General features: G+C 59.1%; 14 protein-coding genes. 9 read left to right on the top strand and 5 right to left on the bottom strand.

The window, feature by feature from the left end; all coding sequences use genetic code 11:
* Window positions 1-54: 54 nt before the first annotated feature.
* The 4 genes from galE (at window position 55) to rfbA (ending at window position 4,315) form a co-directional block, all read left to right on the top strand.
* A complete protein-coding gene (gene galE / locus FGZ14_RS14655; RefSeq protein WP_139924976.1) occupies window positions 55-1,080 on the top strand; it encodes a UDP-glucose 4-epimerase GalE in 1,026 nt (341 codons plus the stop codon).
* 130 nt (window positions 1,081-1,210) lie between these two features.
* Window positions 1,211-2,263: a dTDP-glucose 4,6-dehydratase gene (gene rfbB, locus FGZ14_RS14650; RefSeq protein ID WP_139924975.1), complete on the top strand. Its 1,053-nt coding sequence runs from the start codon at window positions 1,211-1,213 to the stop codon at window positions 2,261-2,263.
* A 115-nt stretch (window positions 2,264-2,378) separates the two neighbouring features.
* Window positions 2,379-3,386, top strand: a complete 1,008-nt coding sequence (locus tag FGZ14_RS14645) for an SDR family oxidoreductase (RefSeq protein WP_139924974.1) — start codon at window positions 2,379-2,381, stop codon at window positions 3,384-3,386.
* Window positions 3,387-3,436: 50 nt separating this feature from the next.
* Window positions 3,437-4,315 (top strand): glucose-1-phosphate thymidylyltransferase RfbA, encoded by an 879-nt coding sequence (rfbA, locus tag FGZ14_RS14640; RefSeq protein ID WP_139924973.1) that lies wholly within the window; start codon window positions 3,437-3,439, stop codon window positions 4,313-4,315.
* A gap of 159 nt (window positions 4,316-4,474) precedes the next feature.
* Here rfbA and chrA read toward each other — a convergent pair whose 3' ends face one another.
* Window positions 4,475-5,704 carry a chromate efflux transporter gene (chrA, locus tag FGZ14_RS14635; RefSeq protein WP_139924972.1) on the bottom strand — a complete coding sequence of 410 codons (1,230 nt, stop codon included), beginning with the start codon at window positions 5,702-5,704 and terminating at the stop codon, window positions 4,475-4,477.
* 199 nt (window positions 5,705-5,903) lie between these two features.
* Window positions 5,904-6,881 (bottom strand): isopenicillin N synthase family oxygenase, encoded by a 978-nt coding sequence (locus tag FGZ14_RS14630; RefSeq protein WP_139924971.1) that lies wholly within the window; start codon window positions 6,879-6,881, stop codon window positions 5,904-5,906.
* A gap of 364 nt (window positions 6,882-7,245) precedes the next feature.
* Between FGZ14_RS14630 and FGZ14_RS14625 the strand changes: the two genes are divergently transcribed.
* Window positions 7,246-9,288: an OmpA family protein gene (locus FGZ14_RS14625; protein WP_139924970.1), complete on the top strand. Its 2,043-nt coding sequence runs from the start codon at window positions 7,246-7,248 to the stop codon at window positions 9,286-9,288.
* Between the two features lie 146 nt (window positions 9,289-9,434).
* On the opposite strand, the gene floA is transcribed toward FGZ14_RS14625, so the two are convergent.
* Together floA and FGZ14_RS14615 are read right to left on the bottom strand one after the other, a co-directional pair.
* Complete coding sequence (floA, locus tag FGZ14_RS14620) at window positions 9,435-10,436, bottom strand: flotillin-like protein FloA (RefSeq protein ID WP_139924969.1); 1,002 nt, start codon at window positions 10,434-10,436, stop codon at window positions 9,435-9,437.
* Window positions 10,437-10,516: 80 nt separating this feature from the next.
* The gene (locus tag FGZ14_RS14615; protein WP_180754366.1) at window positions 10,517-10,984 is read right to left on the bottom strand and encodes an NfeD family protein; all 468 of its coding nucleotides are present in this window, start codon (window positions 10,982-10,984) and stop codon (window positions 10,517-10,519) included.
* Window positions 10,985-11,096: 112 nt separating this feature from the next.
* Here FGZ14_RS14615 and FGZ14_RS14610 point away from each other — a divergent pair, with 112 nt between their 5' ends.
* Both FGZ14_RS14610 and FGZ14_RS14605 read left to right on the top strand, forming a co-directional pair.
* Window positions 11,097-11,615 (top strand): GreA/GreB family elongation factor, encoded by a 519-nt coding sequence (locus FGZ14_RS14610; protein ID WP_139924967.1) that lies wholly within the window; start codon window positions 11,097-11,099, stop codon window positions 11,613-11,615.
* A gap of 52 nt (window positions 11,616-11,667) precedes the next feature.
* Window positions 11,668-11,913: a hypothetical protein gene (locus tag FGZ14_RS14605; RefSeq protein ID WP_257883239.1), complete on the top strand. Its 246-nt coding sequence runs from the start codon at window positions 11,668-11,670 to the stop codon at window positions 11,911-11,913.
* A 66-nt stretch (window positions 11,914-11,979) separates the two neighbouring features.
* Here the strand turns inward: FGZ14_RS14605 and proS are convergent, their stop codons facing one another.
* Window positions 11,980-13,455 (bottom strand): proline--tRNA ligase, encoded by a 1,476-nt coding sequence (gene proS, locus FGZ14_RS14600; RefSeq protein ID WP_139924966.1) that lies wholly within the window; start codon window positions 13,453-13,455, stop codon window positions 11,980-11,982.
* A 222-nt stretch (window positions 13,456-13,677) separates the two neighbouring features.
* On the opposite strand from proS, the gene FGZ14_RS14595 reads away from it, so the two are divergent.
* Entirely contained in the window at window positions 13,678-14,943 is a 1,266-nt protein-coding gene (locus FGZ14_RS14595; protein ID WP_139924965.1) for a hypothetical protein, read from the top strand.
* Window positions 14,944-15,027: 84 nt separating this feature from the next.
* Window positions 15,028-16,527 carry an OmpP1/FadL family transporter gene (locus FGZ14_RS14590; RefSeq protein WP_139924964.1) on the top strand — a complete coding sequence of 500 codons (1,500 nt, stop codon included), beginning with the start codon at window positions 15,028-15,030 and terminating at the stop codon, window positions 16,525-16,527.
* Window positions 16,528-16,624: the final 97 nt, after the last annotated feature.

Genomic DNA, 16,624 nt, shown 5'->3' with positions numbered 1-16,624 from the left:
CACAAGCGACACTTCAACTCACCATCTCACCATCTTACCATCTCATTAACTGATATGGACAGAACCAAAATCCTCGTTACGGGTGGAGCCGGCTACATCGGCTCGCACGCAGTAGTAGAGTTGTATGAGGCCGGCTTTCAGCCCGTTATCATTGACAACTTCAGCAACTCCCAGGAGTCGGCCTTGCGGGGCTTAGAGGAAATCCTGGGTGTAAAAGTGCCTTTCCATGGCATCGACTGCAACGACATTGAAGCCATGCGGGCCGTGTTTGCCGAAGAAGGCAGTCTGCGGGGCGTCATTCACTTTGCGGCCTACAAGGCGGTCGGCGAATCGGTGCAGAAGCCTCTGGAGTACTACCAGAACAACGTAGGCTCTCTGCTAACCTTGTTGCAGGTGATGCGCGAGTTTGGCGTGGAGTCTTTGGTGTTTTCCTCGTCCTGCACCGTGTATGGCGTGCCCGATGCGCTGCCCGTAACCGAGCAGACGCCTACTAAAAAGGCCAACTCGCCCTACGGTGCTACCAAGCAGATGTGCGAAGACATTTTGCGAGACGTGGCCGCTGCTCCCGGCGCCAGCCTGCGCACTATTCTGCTGCGCTACTTTAATCCGATTGGAGCGCACCCATCGGCCAAAATCGGTGAGCTACCCCTCGGCGTACCCCAGAACCTGATTCCGTATGTAACCCAAACAGCGGCCGGCATCCGGGAAAAGCTCACTATTTACGGCAACACCTACGATACGCCCGACGGAACCAACATCCGCGACTATGTGCACGTGGTGGACCTGGCAAAAGCTCACGTAGTGGCCGTGCAGCGCCTGCTTGATGCTCAGGCCGAACGGGTAGAAACTTTTAACGTGGGTACCGGCCGGGGCAACTCGGTGCTGGAGGTAGTGCAGGCATTTGAACGGGCTACCGGCCAGCAGCTGAACTACGTCATCGGCCCGCCCCGCCCCGGCGACGTGCCCGCCATCTATGCCGACGTAACCAAATCAACCCAAGAGCTGGGCTTCCAGACTACCTCCACCCTGGAGGAAGCTCTGAGCAGCGCCTGGAAGTGGCAACAGGCACTGAGCAAGTAGCTTAGTAACTGAGCACCTGCGTAGCCTGCTCCCATTGCCTGCTTGAACAGGCCGGATTGTTTACTCAGTTGCTTGGTGGTTCTTCGCTCTGCCTACCCAGTTACTCCATTACTCAGTTACTCCTGAAAGAATGAAAATCATTATCACCGGCGGGGCCGGCTTCATTGGGTCGCACGTGGTGCGCCTGTTCGTGACCAAGTATCCGGAATATCAGATTCTGAACCTGGATGCCCTGACCTACGCCGGCAACCTCGAAAACCTGCGCGACATTGAATCGGCCCCCAACTACCGGTTGGTAAAAGGCGATATTACCGATCAGGCCTTCGTAGATCAGCTGTTTGCTACCGAGGAGCCCGATGCCGTGATTCACCTGGCCGCTGAGTCGCACGTGGACCGCAGCATCACTGACCCACTGGCCTTCGTGAAAACGAACGTGCTGGGTACGGTGCACCTGCTCAACGCGGCCAAAAATCTCTGGAAGCCCCTGGGCTACGAGGGCAAAACCTTCTACCACGTGAGTACCGATGAGGTGTACGGCTCGCTGGAAATGGGTCCGGAGATGTTCACCGAGGAAACTCCCTATGACCCCCGTTCGCCGTACTCGGCCTCTAAGGCCTCGTCGGACCACTTCGTGCGGGCCTGGCATCACACCTACCACATGCCCGTGAAGCTGAGCAACTGCTCTAACAACTACGGGCCCAACCACTTCCCCGAAAAGCTGATTCCGCTGGCCATTCACCGCATCCGCACCAACCAGCCGGTGCCGGTGTACGGCAAGGGCGAGAACGTGCGCGACTGGCTGTTCGTGAAAGACCACGCCACGGCTATTGACGCGGTTTTCCATAAGGGCAAAGTAGGCGAGACCTACAACATTGGCGGCGTGAACGAGTGGAAAAACCTCGACCTGATTCACCTGCTCTGCGACACGCTGGACGAGAAAACGGGCAAGGAAAAAGGCACTTCGCGCCAGCTCATCACCTTCGTGACGGACCGAGCCGGCCACGACCTGCGCTATGCCATCGATTCCAGCAAAATCATGAACGAGCTGGGCTGGAAGCCATCCGTAACGTTCGAACAAGGGTTGTCCCAGACTGTGGATTGGTACTTGGAAAACCAGGAGTGGCTCGACCACGTGACCAGCGGCGCCTACCAGGAATACTACCAGAAGCAGTACAACCGGTAGATTGATTAAAGATTAAAAATGGAGAATTGAAAATTGCGCTGACGCCTACATAAGGTGCTCTGCGCAGTTCAAACAGCCAATTTTTAATTTTTAATTCTCAGTTTTTAATTGACATATGTACGAAACTCCTTTTCACGACCAGCCACTCGATAACCTGGCTTTCCTGGTGACGGGCGGAGCCGGTTTTATCGGCTCAAATCTGGTTGAATATCTGCTCAAGTACGGCGCTAAGGAAGTGCGTGTGCTGGACAACTACTCCAACGGCTTCCGCAAAAACGTGGCGCTGTTTGAGGGTAATCCGGCTCTGCGCGTGATTGAAGGCGACATCCGGGACCGGCAAACCTGCCTCGATGCCTGCCAGGGCATTGATGTGGTGCTGCACCAGGCTGCGCTCGGCTCAGTACCCCGCTCCATCAACGACCCCATCACGAGCAACGACGTGAATGTAGGAGGCTTCGTGAACATGCTGGTAGGTGCTAAGGAAGCCGGCGTGAAGCGCTTTGTGTACGCGGCCTCATCCTCTACCTACGGCGACCATAAGGCCCTACCCAAAATAGAGGACCGAATCGGTAAGCCCCTTTCGCCCTACGCCGTAACCAAGTACGCCAACGAGCTCTACGCCGATGTGTTTGGCAAAACCTATGGGATGGAAATCATCGGGCTGCGCTACTTCAACATCTTCGGGCCCCGCCAAGACCCGAACGGCGCCTACGCGGCCGTAATTCCGCTCTTTATTGATGCCGTGCTGGAAGGCAAGCGCCCGCGCATGAACGGCGACGGAGGCCAGACCCGCGACTTTACCTTCGTGGAGAACTGCGTGCAGGCTAACATCCGGGCGGCGCTGGTGCAAAACCCCGAGGCGGTAAACCAAGTGTACAACATCGCCGTGGCCGACCGCACTTCCCTCAACGACCTGTTCAATATCCTAAAGGAAGAAGCCGGCTCCGACATCACCCCCGAGTATGGCCCCGACCGCCCCGGCGACATCCGTGACTCCCTGGCCGACATCAGCAAAGCCCAGAACCTGCTGGGCTACAACCCCCAGATCCGCATCCGGGAAGGCCTGCAGAAAACGCTGGCCTGGTTTAAAGCCAACCAAGAGTTTATTGCGGAGCGCAACTAAGGTGCAGTTCTCTACGACCTCAAGCTTCTAAGCTACCAACTACCCTCCTTATGAAAGGTATCATCCTCGCCGGCGGTTCCGGCACGCGGCTGCACCCGCTCACGCTGGCGGTTTCCAAGCAGCTCATGCCCGTCTATGACAAGCCGATGATTTACTATCCCTTGTCGATTCTGATGATGGCTGGTATCAAGGACATCCTCATTATCACGACGCCCCACGACCAGGCGCAGTTTCAGAAGCTGCTCGGCGACGGTAAAAGCCTGGGCTGCAACTTCCAGTACACCATTCAGGAAGTACCCAACGGCCTGGCGCAGGCCTTCGTGCTGGGCGCCGACTTCATCGGCGACGACAAGGTGGCCCTCGTGCTTGGCGACAACATCTTCCACGGCGAAGGCATGGAGGAACTGCTCAAAGCCAATAACAACCCCGACGGCGGCGTGGTGTACGCCTACCACGTGCACGACCCGGAGCGCTACGGCGTGGTGGAATTTGATGCCAACAATAAGGCCCTCAGCATTGAGGAAAAGCCCAAGCAGCCCAAGAGCAACTACGCGGTGCCCGGTCTCTACTTCTATGATAATGAAGTAGTGGAAATTGCCCGCAACCTGCAGCCCTCGGCCCGCGGTGAGTATGAAATTACCGACGTCAACCAGGAGTATCTGCGCCGGGGTAAGCTGAAAGTAGGCATCTTGGGCCGTGGTACCGCCTGGCTGGATACTGGCACCTTTGAGAGCCTTATGCAGGCCGGCGAGTTTGTGCGGGTAATCGAGCAGCGCCAGGGCCTGAAGGTGGGTTCCATTGAGGAAATTGCCTACCGTCAGGGCTTTATCGATGCTGACCAGCTGCGCAAGATTGCTGAGCCCCTGCGCAAGAGCGGCTACGGCGACTACCTCCTGCACCTGCCCGAACAGTTGGTGGTAAAGGGCTAACAGGCCGGTCAACAACCAATAACGAAATCAGCCCGCCCTTCCTCTCTGGAAGGGCGGGCTGATTTCATTTCTCGACGGCTCAAGTACCCGATGTGCCCCTGTTAAGGTTAGGGCAGTGGGCGGGGGTAGGGCGCGATTTAGGACTAATGGCTGGGGTAACTAAAACACGAAGCCGGCCAGCAACGCCACTAATACAATCAAATAGGACGGAACCCGCTCCCAGAGCAGCAGCAGAAACGTGACGGCAATGAGTATCAGGTTCACGGGCGTATCGGGCAGGGGGTGGTAGAGCAGGAAGGTTGCGGCGCACACCAGCCCCGCCGATACGGCATTGATGCCTTCCAACGACGCCTTAATAACCCGGTAGCGTTTCAGCTGGTCCCAGAACCGAATTAGAAAAAAGATAAGCAGGGTGCCGGGCATGAAAATGCCCACGGCTCCAACCAGTGCCCCCAGCAGTTGCCCATCGAACCCGCTACCCTCCCGGCGCATGGCCAAGGCCCCGATGTAGGAAGCAAACGAGAAGTTGGGACCCGGTAAGGCCTGCACCATGCCCAGGCCCGAGAGAAACTCTTCGGGGGTTAGGTAGTGCTTAAACTCTACAAACTCGGTGTAAAATAGTGGGGCCAGCACCTGCCCGCCCCCGAACACGAGGCTGCCGTTGCGGTAGAAGTTCTCGAACAGGCGCACGGGCAGCAGCTGGGTGTACTGGCCCAGCACGGCGGCCCCAATAAACACGCCCAGCCAGAGCACAAAATTCGACCACTCAATCCGCAGCGGCACCTTGGGCTCCTGGGGCAGCTTGCGGTAGCGGAAGGTGGTAACCAGGCCTCCGAGCAGCAATAACAGGGGCATCAGCCAGGGCACCTGAAACTGGTACACCAACATGGCCGCCAGCACCATAAGAGCCACAGAGGTCTTGGTATGAATTACTTTTTCGGCAATCTTATACGCCGAGTAGGCTACAAAGCCAATGGCCACGGGCTGCACGTATTGCACCAGCCGAGCTACCTGTGCCTTATCGAGGTAGCTGATGGTCAGGCCGGCCCCGGTCATCAGGCACACGGCGGGCAGCATCCAGACCAGCAGCGTCAGATAAGCCAGATTAGGGCCACCCAAACGGAAGCCAATGGCCGTAATGGTTTGGGTGGAGGTTGGCCCCGGCAAAATCTGGCAGAGGGCCGTAAGCTCCAGCAGCTCGGCAGCCGTGAGGTAGCGGCGCTTATCTACCAGCAGGCGCAGCATCATGGCCATGTGGGCCTGCGGCCCGCCAAAGGCAGATAGTCCCAGGGCGGCTACGTCCTTAAGGAAAATAATATTGCGTACCCGTTTCACCCGTTCCGAGCGGCGGGGCGGCGGGGCCAGCTGGATGTCTTCGTGCGGAACCAAAGTAAAAGCGCAGAAACAGAAGGGTGTCAGGCAAGATACACGTTGCCGCCGGATGTAGCGCCGGTTCCAGCCTCCCGCTCCTGCTACGGTTGGGTACGCCAGGTGTGTAAGGCAGCCAACTCAAGCCCGCGCTATACAACAACGGCCCGCCTCCGAGGTAGGAGGCGGGCCGTTGGCATCTTTGCTCAGGAAAAAGCTATTACTTCTTTTTCAGGCCCAGCTCAATGAGGCGCTCGTTCAAGAACTCGCCGGCCGTAATATCGGCTTCCTTCTTGGGGTTGTCGGCAGTCACGCAGCTTTCCAGAGCAGCCAGGCTCATTTCGGAGCGCGGGTGCATAAAGAACGGAATGCTGTAGCGCGAGGAGTTCATTTTCTCGCGGGGGGGGTTCACTACGCGGTGAATCGTGCTTTTGAGTACCCCGTTGGTCAGCCGCTGAAGCATGTCGCCCACGTTTACCACAATCTGGTCGGGCAGGGCCGTAATTGGAATCCACTTACCATCGCGGCGCAGCACCTGCAGGCCATCGGCCGAGGCACCCATCAGCAGGGTAATCAGGTTGATGTCGCCGTGCTCGGCGGCGCGCACAGCATCAGCCGGCACCTCATCGGGGTTTTCGATGGGGTAGTAGTGAATGGGACGCAGGATGCTGTTGCCGTTGCGCACCTTGTCGTCGAAGTAGTTTTCGGGCAGCTGCAGGTACAGGGCAATGGCGCGCAGCACGTCCTTACCGGCCGACTCCAGCGTTTTGTAAGTGGTCAGCGACGTATCGGCGAAGCTGCCTACCTCCTGGGGCCAGATGTTGTCAGGATACTCCGACTTGATGGGGTCATTGGCATCGTCAACTTCCTGGCCTACGTGGTAGAACTCCTTCAGGTCGCCGGTGTTGCGGCCTTTGGCGTGTTCCTTGCCTTTGCTCACGTAGCCTCGCTGGCCCGCCAGCTCTGGCTTTTCGTACTGGCGCTTTACGTCGTCGGGCAGGGAGAAGAAGGCCTTTACATCCGTGTAAAGCTTCTCGGTCTGCTCTTCCGTCAGGCCGTGGTTTTTGAGGGCAATAAAGCCGATGTTCTGATAGGCTTCGCCGAGTTGTTGTACGAAGCGGGCTTTGCGCTCAGGGTCGCCGGAGCGAAAGTCAGCCAAATCGAGGGAGGGGATTTCCTCCAGCAGCTTTTCTTCCATTGTGAAGAGAAATTGTACTTGTGGGGGGAGTGGGTACGCGGGGCGCAAGGTACTTAAAAAAATGACCGTTGCGTTCAGGCTCCAAACCCCGTTCGGTAGCGCCGGGTTTCGGCCGGCGGCGTTTCTTGTCGGCAGGAACTGTACTTTAGCGGATCAAAAAGCAGGAGGCTTGGTTCGAATCAGGCCGGTAGTGCAGGCTTTTTTAACTTCACCTTACGGAAAAGAGCCGCTAGGTAGGCGGCACTTTTAGCGCGGCTTTCGCCGGGCACCGAAACTTCCGATCGGTTCAGGACGTCTTCAGGGTTCTGGATTATCGTTTGTCCGTAGGTGTTCTCCCGAAAGCTTTTGTTTTGGCCTTGATTGTATGAACGTTACAAAAATACTGTTGTCGCTGGGGTTGGTGGTAGGGATGAACTCGCTGGCAAAAGCACAACACGCGGTGTGGGCGTCTAAAATCGTGGCGGTGTCGTCGCAGAAAGCCGAGGGCAAGGAGCCGTTCTCGCCCGAGAAGGTGCTGGGCGAACCCAATGCTACCCCCCTGGGCCAAGCCAGCAATGAGGCCTGGATTCCGAAAAAGGAAGGCAGCAACGAGTTTATTGAGGTGCGGTTCGGGAAATCTTTGGTCGCCAAGCAGGTGACGGTGGTTGAAAACTTCAACCCCGGCTCGGTCAGCAAAATTGAATTGGTGGATACACGCGGGGCCAAGCACCAAGTATATACCAACGACAGCCCCGGCCCGATTCCGGAGCAGTTTCGCTCCCTGCAGGTAACGTTTTCGCCGGGTACCTACCGTACCATTGGCGTCATCGTCACGATGAATACCAAGGCCGTGAATGGCGTAAACCAGATTGACGCCATCGGCATTGCCGACGTGGCCGAATCCATGGTGAAAAAGGAATTTCGCAACGAGCAGCCCAGCGTGAGCTTCGACTCGGCCATGGTAAACCTGGGGCCCAACGTCAATTCTAAGTACGTTGATACCCACCCGGTTATATCGCCCGATGGCCGCACCCTGTTTTTCGCCCGCCAGGAAAGCCCCCAGAACGTAGGCGGCGCCAAAGACGTGCAGGACGTGTGGTACAGCACCCTGTCCAACCCGCAGAAGAAAACCTGGAATCAGGCCAAAAACATCGGCAGCCCCATCAACACGCCCGGCCCCAACGGTCTGGCCTCGGTATCGTCGGATGGCAATACGGCCGTACTGATTAACGTGTATAACCCCGATGGCTCCCTCGACCCCAAGGGCCTGAGCATGGCCCGGCGCACCAAAACGGGGTGGAGCCAGCCGGTGAAGATTGAAATCGAGGATTTCTACAACAACGATGAGGAAAACGTGGACTACTACCTCGCTACCTCGGGCAAAGTGCTGCTCATGGCCGTGGACCGCCGCGACGGGCAGGGCGAGCAGGATATCTTCGTGAGCCTTCTGAAAGCCGATGGCAAAACGTGGAGCAAACCGAAAAACCTGGGCGCCAACATCAATACCAAGAAGCCGGAGTTTGCGCCCTTCCTGGCCGCCGATGGCAAGACCCTGTACTTCGCCTCCGAAGGGCATGGGGGCTACGGCAAGAGCGACGTGTTCTACTCCAAGCGCCTCGACGACACCTGGACCAACTGGACCAAGCCCCGTAACCTGGGCGCCAGCGTCAACTCCCCCGATTTTGACGCCTACTATACCGTGTCGGCGGCGGGTGAGGATGCTTACCTGGTGTCGGCGCGCAACGGCATAGGAGGCTCCAAGGACATTTTCCGTATTAGCCTGACGCCAACTTTCCGGCCGGAAGTAGTGACGCTGGTGCGTGGCAAGGTGCTGGATGCCGCTTCCAAGAAGCCCGTGGCCGCTACCATTCGCTACGAAAACCTGCTGACCGGCGAGGAAATCGGGGTGGCCGAAACCAGCCCTCTGGATGGCTCCTACACCATTGTGTTGCCCTCGGGTGCCCACTACGGCTACCGGGCCGAAGCCAAAGACTACCTGGCCGAATCGGATAACCTAGACGTGACGGACCGCCAGAAGTACTCAGAGGTAAACCAGGATTTGTACCTGGTGCCCTTCGCCGTGGGCCAGACCATCAAGCTCAATAACATCTTCTTTGCCCAGAGCAAATACTACCTGCGCGAAAACTCCTACCCCGAGCTGCTGCGCCTGGTTCGCATCCTGAAAGACTACCCCCAGGTAGAAATCAAGCTGGAAGGCCACACCGATAACCAGGGCGACCCACAGCTGAACGTGAAGCTCAGCCAGGACCGCGTAAACGAGGTGAAGAAGTACCTGGTGAGCAAGGGTATCAGCGGCGGACGCATTACCACCGAAGGCTTCGGGGGGAGCAAGCCCATTGCCAGCAACGAGCAGGAAGAAACCCGTAAGCTCAACCGCCGCGTGGAGTTCCGGATTACTAAGAAGTAAGGTGGAATGTGCGGAATGTGGCAGATGCTAAGAATGGGGAAATGAAATAAAACAGCGAGGCTGGTTTCGAATCTGAAACCAGCCTCGCTGTTTTGTGGGACTGAAGCAAACTCAACTTCTCACATTCTTCACATTTACCACATTCCTTAAGAGAGCCGCGTCTCGTCGCGGCCGGGCTTGGTGCTGCCGCTCTGGCCGCCAGGGTTGGCAATGGAGTCGCGCATGTCGGTATCCGACTGGATGTTGCGCATTTTGTAGTAGTCCATCACGCCCAGGTTGCCGGAACGGAAGGCTTCGGCAATGGCTTTCGGAATTTCCGCTTCGGCTTCTACCACCCGCGACTTGGCTTCCTGGGTTTTAGCCCGGTTTTCCTGCTCCATGGCTACGGCCATGGCCCGGCGTTCCTCGGCGCGGGCCTCGGCCACGCGCAAGTCGGCCGAAGCCTGATCGGTCTGGAGCTTGGCCCCGATGTTTTCTCCGATGTCCACGTCGGCAATGTCAATGGAGAGAATTTCGAAGGCCGTGCCGGCATCGAGGCCTTTGCTGAGCACCAGCTTGGAAATTTTATCGGGGTTTTCGAGCACTTCCTTGTGCGAGCGGGACGAGCCGATGCTGGTCACGATGCCTTCGCCCACGCGGGCCAGAATGGTTTCTTCGCCGGCTCCCCCTACTAGCTGGGCAATATTGGCGCGCACCGTCACGCGGGCCTTGGCAATCAGCTGAATGCCATCCTGGGCCACGGCCGCTACGTTGGGCGTGTTAATCACCTTGGGGTTTACCGAAGTAGTTACGGCCTCAAACACGTCGCGCCCGGCCAGGTCGATGGCTGTAGCCTGCTTGAAGCTGAGCGGGATGTTGGCCTTATCGGCCGAAATCAGGGCCTTGATAACGCTGGGCACGTTGCCGCCCGCCAGATAGTGAGTTTCCAGGTCGTTGGCAGTCAGCTCCAGGCCGGCTTTGGTAGAGGTAATCAGGGAGTTGACGATAAGAGACGGCGGCACCTTACGCACCCGCATAAAGGCCAGCTGAAACAAGCTCACCCGCACCCCCGAAAACAGCGCCGTAATCCAGAGGCTGATGGGGAAGAAGTACAGGAACACCAGCAGCACAATGCCACCGACGATAATTGGAAAGAAAGGGAAATCCATGCGGGAGGTTTGAGAAGATGAAGGGGGTAGGGGGCTTGCGGCCGGCAACTAACAACAAAAAACGAGAACTGCGCAGCGGCTTAGACCAAGCCTTCCACCACAATGCGGTTGTGCTCAATGGCCAATACCCGCACCTGCGTGCCAGCTGATATAAACTCGCCCCGCGTGGTTACTTCGCGGCGGTCATCATCGAAAAGCACGGTGCCGGCTGGGCGCAGCGCCGAGAGGGCGCGGCCGGTAGTGCCGGGCTGCACGTCGGGGTGGCGCACGTCGTGCACGCGGGCGTGGTTCACGCTGGTCAGGGCCACCCGGTTGATGGCTTTGGGCCGCAGCCCCAGGTACACCAGCACCCCCACGGCTACCAGGGAACTGCCCAACAGAATATGGCCGGTAGTAGCCCCCAGGTCGCGGTAACTGAACCAGATGCCGGCGGCCAGCAAGCCAAAGCCTACCAGCCCCACCACGGTAGTGCCCGGAATAAAAATGACTTCGGCCACCAGAAACAGCAGGCCGAACAACAGTAGCAGTGCAATCGTGAGCCAGTCCATAGAGGGTAGGAGGTTTAGTTGAGAAAAGATACGCAGAACCCGGCTCAGTAGCGCGCTAGACGAGAGCAGCCCACCCCGCAACCCCACTCCGGCCGGTGCGTTAGCAAGAGCTATGAGTCGAGCATTCACCAAAGAAGATGATTCGCTGGAGGCCCCCATTATCCCGCCCCGGCCTTCCCTACCCCCCGGCACCCCCAACTACGTGACCCCGGAGGGCCTGGAGCAGTTGCGGCAGGAACTCGCGGCCCTGGAAGCCGAGCGCACCCTGGCCGAAGCCAACCGCGAAAACGAAGCCGACCGTACCCGCCGCCTGACAGTGCTTAACGGCCAACTCAGCGCCCTGAACGCCCGCATTGCCAGCGCCAAAGTAGTGGACCCCCGCAGCCAGCCACCCCAGGAGGTGCGCTTCGGGGCTACCGTGACGTTGCGGCCGGCGGGAGGGGTAGGGCCCGAGCGCCGCTTTACCATTGTGGGCGTTGATGAGGCTTCGGTGGCAGCGGGCAAGGTAGCGTTTGTGGCGCCCATTGCCCGGGCCGTGCAGGGCGCCAAACTGGGTCAGCGCGTGCAGGTGCGGCTGGGTCCCAAGCAAGAAGAGCTGGAAGTAGCCGCCATTCAGTACACCGAAGAGTAGCGCGCTGGCGCAGGGGTAGGGAACCCAGGCTGGCCCCCGGCGTACTACCCCCATGATGACACAACGCGAAATAACCGACCCCCACAATACCACCTGGACCTGCGTGCAAGCCTACGCCGGCGTAGAAACCGCTGCCACCGCCGAAGCCGTGGAGCGCAGCACCGCTAATGAAGGCGGAGTAACCGTAGTGTGCACGCCCACCGGCGGCGCCCAAACCGTGCGGCTGGAGCTAGCCCCCGGCTGGCAGGAAAATCTTTCGGATGATGAGCTAAAGCAGGCCATTGCCGATGCTCAGTAAAAAGTCAAAAGCCTGTCATCCTGTGTTCAGGATGACAGGCTTTTTAACTCCTGCTTCGGTGCTGCTCTAGTAAGCGCGGGCGAAGTGGGCGCGACGCTTGGACGGGCGGCCCGTCAGGATGCAGATACCTTCTTCCTCCGGCTCGGCCAGGGCCAGGCAGCGGATGGTGGCTTTGGTTTCTTCCTTGATGCGCTCCTCGGTTTCAGAGGTGCCATCGTAGTGGGCCACCACGAAACCGCCTTTGCCATCGAGTACCTGCTTGAACTCCTCGTAGCTTTCCACGCGGGTAGTGTGGGTTTCGCGGAAGTTGAGGGCCCGGCGGTAGATGTTCTGCTGAATGTCCTGCAGCAGCTGGTCCACACTATTTACAATGTCGGCCAGGGGTAGGGTCATCTTCTCCTTGGTGTCGCGGCGGGCCACTTCCAGGGTGCCGTTCTCCAGGTCGCGCATGCCCACGGCTATGCGCACGGGCACGCCTTTCAGCTCCCACTCGGCAAACTTGAAGCCGGGGCGCTCAGTGTCCCGGTCATCTACCTTCACCGAAATGCCGCGCTCAATCAAGCCCATCTGCATGGGGCGGATGCGCTCCATGAGCTCGTCGAGCTGGCCGGTTTTGTAGATAGGCACGATGACCACCTGGATGGGCGCCAGCTTGGGGGGTAGCACCAGGCCTTCATCATCGGAGTGAGCCATTACCAAGGCCCCCATGAGGCGGGTGCTCACGCCCCAGCTTGTGCCCCATACGTGCTCCAGCTGCCCGGCTTTGTTGGTGAACTGCACATCAAACGCCTTGGCGAAGTTCTGGCCCAAGAAGTGCGAAGTACCCGCCTGCAGGGCCTTGCCATCTTGCATCAAGCCTTCAATGCAGTAGGTTTCAATGGCACCGGCAAACCGCTCGTTTTCAGTCTTTACACCTTTTACCACGGGTAGGGCCAGCCATTCCTCGGCAAACTGGGCGTACACCTCCAGCATCTGGCGGGTTTCGGCCAGGGCTTCCTCGGCGGTGGCGTGGGCCGTGTGGCCTTCCTGCCACAGAAACTCGGCGGTGCGCAGAAACAGGCGGGTGCGCATTTCCCAGCGTACCACGTTAGCCCACTGGTTGATGAGCAGAGGCAGGTCGCGGTAGCTTTGAATCCAGTTTTTGTAGGTGCTCCAGATAATGGCCTCCGAGGTGGGGCGCACAATCAGCTCCTCTTCCAGCTTGGCGTTGGGGTCCACGCGCAGCTTGCCCGGCTTATCGGGGTCGTTCTGCAGGCGGTAGTGGGTTACTACGGCGCATTCCTTGGCGAAGCCTTCGGCGTTTTTCTCCTCGGCTTCGAACAGGCTTTTGGGCACGAACAGCGGGAAATACGCGTTCTGGTGGCCCGTGCGCTTGAACATATCGTCGAGGGTGCGCTGCATTTTTTCCCAGATGGCGTAGCCGTAAGGCTTAATCACCATACAGCCCCGCACCGAGGAGTTTTCAGCTAAACCAGCGCGCTTTACCAACTCGTTGTACCACAGCGAGTAATCTTCACTGCGCTTGGGCAAACTTTTGCTCATATTCAAAGTATCTTAGAGGTAGCGAAAAAGTTCCTTTTTTGGTACAAGATTTGTCGTACGAAATAGGGCACCGTTTCGGGTCCAAATTACGTTATTAAATTCGGAGGTGTGGACCCGTTTTCGGTCCTTGTGCCGCCGGGTTCCTGTTCGCTCTTCATCTTCCGGATCATTCCTTACGCGTAAGCAGCCATGAAAAGATTATTCCCATCCGTATTACCCGCTATGGCCCTGCTTACGCTAGGTAGCTGCGCGGGCACCGCGGCCCTTACCTCCACGGAGAGTGACGGCGTGTATTATTCCTCTAAGGACCGCACCACAGCGCCGGCCCAGACGGAAGTAGCCAGCACCGAGCCGGTGCCCACCGAAGAAACCGGCGACGTAGCCAACCCTGATTATGCGGGCACCAGTACCTCGCAGGCCAGCGGCAGCACCGAGTATTACGATGATGACTTCTACGCCGCCCGCTTGCGGCGCTTCCATCAGCCGGCCTACCGCGGCATGGGACTGGGCTACTACGACTTTGCCTACACTGACCCCTTCTGGTACGGCGGCCCGGCATATTCGGCCTGGGGCCCCAGCGCGTTCTACGACCCCTTTTACGGCCCCTACTGGGGCGGGTCTTATGTGAACATCACCATTGGGCTGGGCCGCCCCTGGTACCGCCCCTGGCGGGCCTTTGGCTACGCCCCCTATGATTATGGCTATGGCTACAACCCCTACGGCTACTATGGCAACCCCTGGGGCGGCTATTATGGTGGCGGTTTCTATGGGGGTGGGGGCTTTTACAACGGCTACTACGGCGGTAGAGGCATCCGCTCACAGGCAGTGCGCTCTGTCGTGACGGGGACCCGCAGCCGGCTGGCCGATGGAGGCCTGACCACCGGTGGCACCCAGCCGGGCGCGGTATCGGGCAGCCGGAGCCGCGGGATAGTGGAGGGCGGCCTCGTAGCACCGGGCACCAGCACCACGTCGAGCGCTACGGCTGCTCCGGCGCCAGCTGTCGGCCGTGGGCGTAGCCGCGAGGTAGTAACGGGCGGGGCTCAGCCCGGGGCAACAACCGAAAGCCGGTCTGTGGAAGCTACGCCCACTACGCAGCCCACGCGCCGCTGGCGGGTACTGAGTGAGAGTGGCAGCAGCACGGCCACCCAGGCCGGTACGGAAACCAGCCGCCCCCGTCGGAGCTGGGATAATGTCGGCGGCACTCGTCCGCAGCCGGCCGATGCCGGTGGGGTAGTAGCCGAACCCCGCCGCCAGCGGGTGTACCAGCAGCCCACCCGCTCCTACGATTCGGGTACGGGTTCCGAGCCGACGCGCACGTACTCCCAGCCTTCCCGCTCTTACTCTGAGCCTTCTCGTTCTTATTCTCAGCCCTCTCGCTCCTACTCCGAGCCTTCCCGCAGCTTTGACAGTGGCAGCGGCGGCCGAAGCAGTGGCGGCAACGGCGGCGGTGGCGGAAGCAGCAGCGGTGGCCGGGGCCGGGGCAATTAAGCAGTTTTGTTAGTTAATAGGTAGTTCCTATCTGGTGTGTTCTGCCGGCTCCTGCCAGAGGAGCCGGTGCTCATCCTCTCCCCCATGAAAAACCTGAAATATTACCTGGCTGCGGCTTTATTAAGCCCGGCTGGCTACGCCTTTGCCCAAAGTTCAGCCGATGCACTGCGCTTTTCCCAGAACCAGCCCGGCGGCACGGCCCGCACGCTGGGCATTGGTGGGGCCAGCTCCGCAGTAGGAGCCGACTTTGGAAGCATCCTGACCAACCCGGCCGGCCTGGGCCTGTTTCAACGCTCTGAAATCAGCTTTTCGCCGGGCTTCGGGAGCAGCAATACCACCACGCAGGCCTTCGGGTCCCGCGGCACCGATTCGCGCAGTAACCTGCAGATCGGTAGCTTGGGGTTTGTTTTTTCTGGCCGTCGGCCGGATTCCGACAACACCAGCCCCTGGCGGAGCGGTACGTTTGCCTTTGGCCTGAACCGTACCAACAACTTCAACCAAAACCTGCGCTACTCGGCTACCCCCCCGCTGGAGCAGGATATTCTGCAGCGGTTAAGCGAAGACCAGGGCGCCATTCTGGATAAGCTGGCGTACCAGGCCCTGCTGACAGAGCGCGACGCCGATGGTACCTATATCCCGGCCGACTACGACAATACCGGCACCCTGACCCAGCGCGAAACCATAGAGCGCAGCGGGGGCCAGACCCAATTTGATTTTGGCTACGCCAACAGCTACCGCGACAAGCTGTACATCGGGGGGGCAATCGGAATTGTGCACACCCGCTACAGCACCATTTCAAACCTGACCGCTACCGACCCTACCCCGCCCAGCAGCGACCCCGGCGGAAAGTTCGGGAGCCTGAGCCTACGGGAAAACATTGAAACCAGCGGCACGGGTGTAAATGCCCGCCTTGGGGTTATTTACCGGCCCAATGATATCGTGCGGGTGGGTGCCTCCGTTCAGTCGCCTACCTACTCCGAGGTAGTGGAAACCTACAGCGCTACTCTGGATGCCACGTTCGACTCGCCCATTACCCTGGATGACGGCACCCGGCACACCACCGGCGACGGCAACTTCCCGGCCGAAGACCTGGCTTATACCGTCACCTCGCCCTTCCGGGCTACGGGGGGCGTAGCCGTGGTACTGGGCAAAAACGGTTTCCTGAGCGCCGACGCCGAGTACGTAAACTACGGACAAGCGCGCCTGGGCTACGACCGCAACACCACGGCCGTAACGCCCGGTGACCTGGGCCCTGCCAACGACGCCATCCGCAACCAGTACCAATCGGCCGTAAACCTGCGGGTAGGGGGCGAGCTGCGCCTAGATGTATTTCGGCTGCGGGCGGGCTTTGCTCACTACGGCGACCCGTATAAAAACACCAGCAGCGCCGACCGCGCCCAAACCTTCTACACGGGTGGGCTCGGGCTGCGCCAGAAGAACTTCTTCCTGGATGTGGCCGGGGTATATGGTTCCGGCAAGCAGGTATATACCCCCTACGAGCTGGCCAACCCCACCCGTACTCCTCGCATCGTGGTGGATGACAACCGCTTCACAACTACCCTTACGGCTGGATTTAGCTTCTAAGCCATTAGCTTACCAGCTCAGCTGAGCGCACAAAAAAGGAGCTTCCTGATATCAGGAAGCTCCTTTTTGCGTTGAGACCAGGGCGGGTTAGCGGCCT

Origin of the sequence: Hymenobacter sp. DG01, from assembly GCF_006352025.1 — a bacterium.
Taxonomy (GTDB): domain Bacteria; phylum Bacteroidota; class Bacteroidia; order Cytophagales; family Hymenobacteraceae; genus Hymenobacter.
Note: the sequence above shows the minus strand (reverse complement) of the source record. Positions and strands in the feature narration are given on the sequence as shown.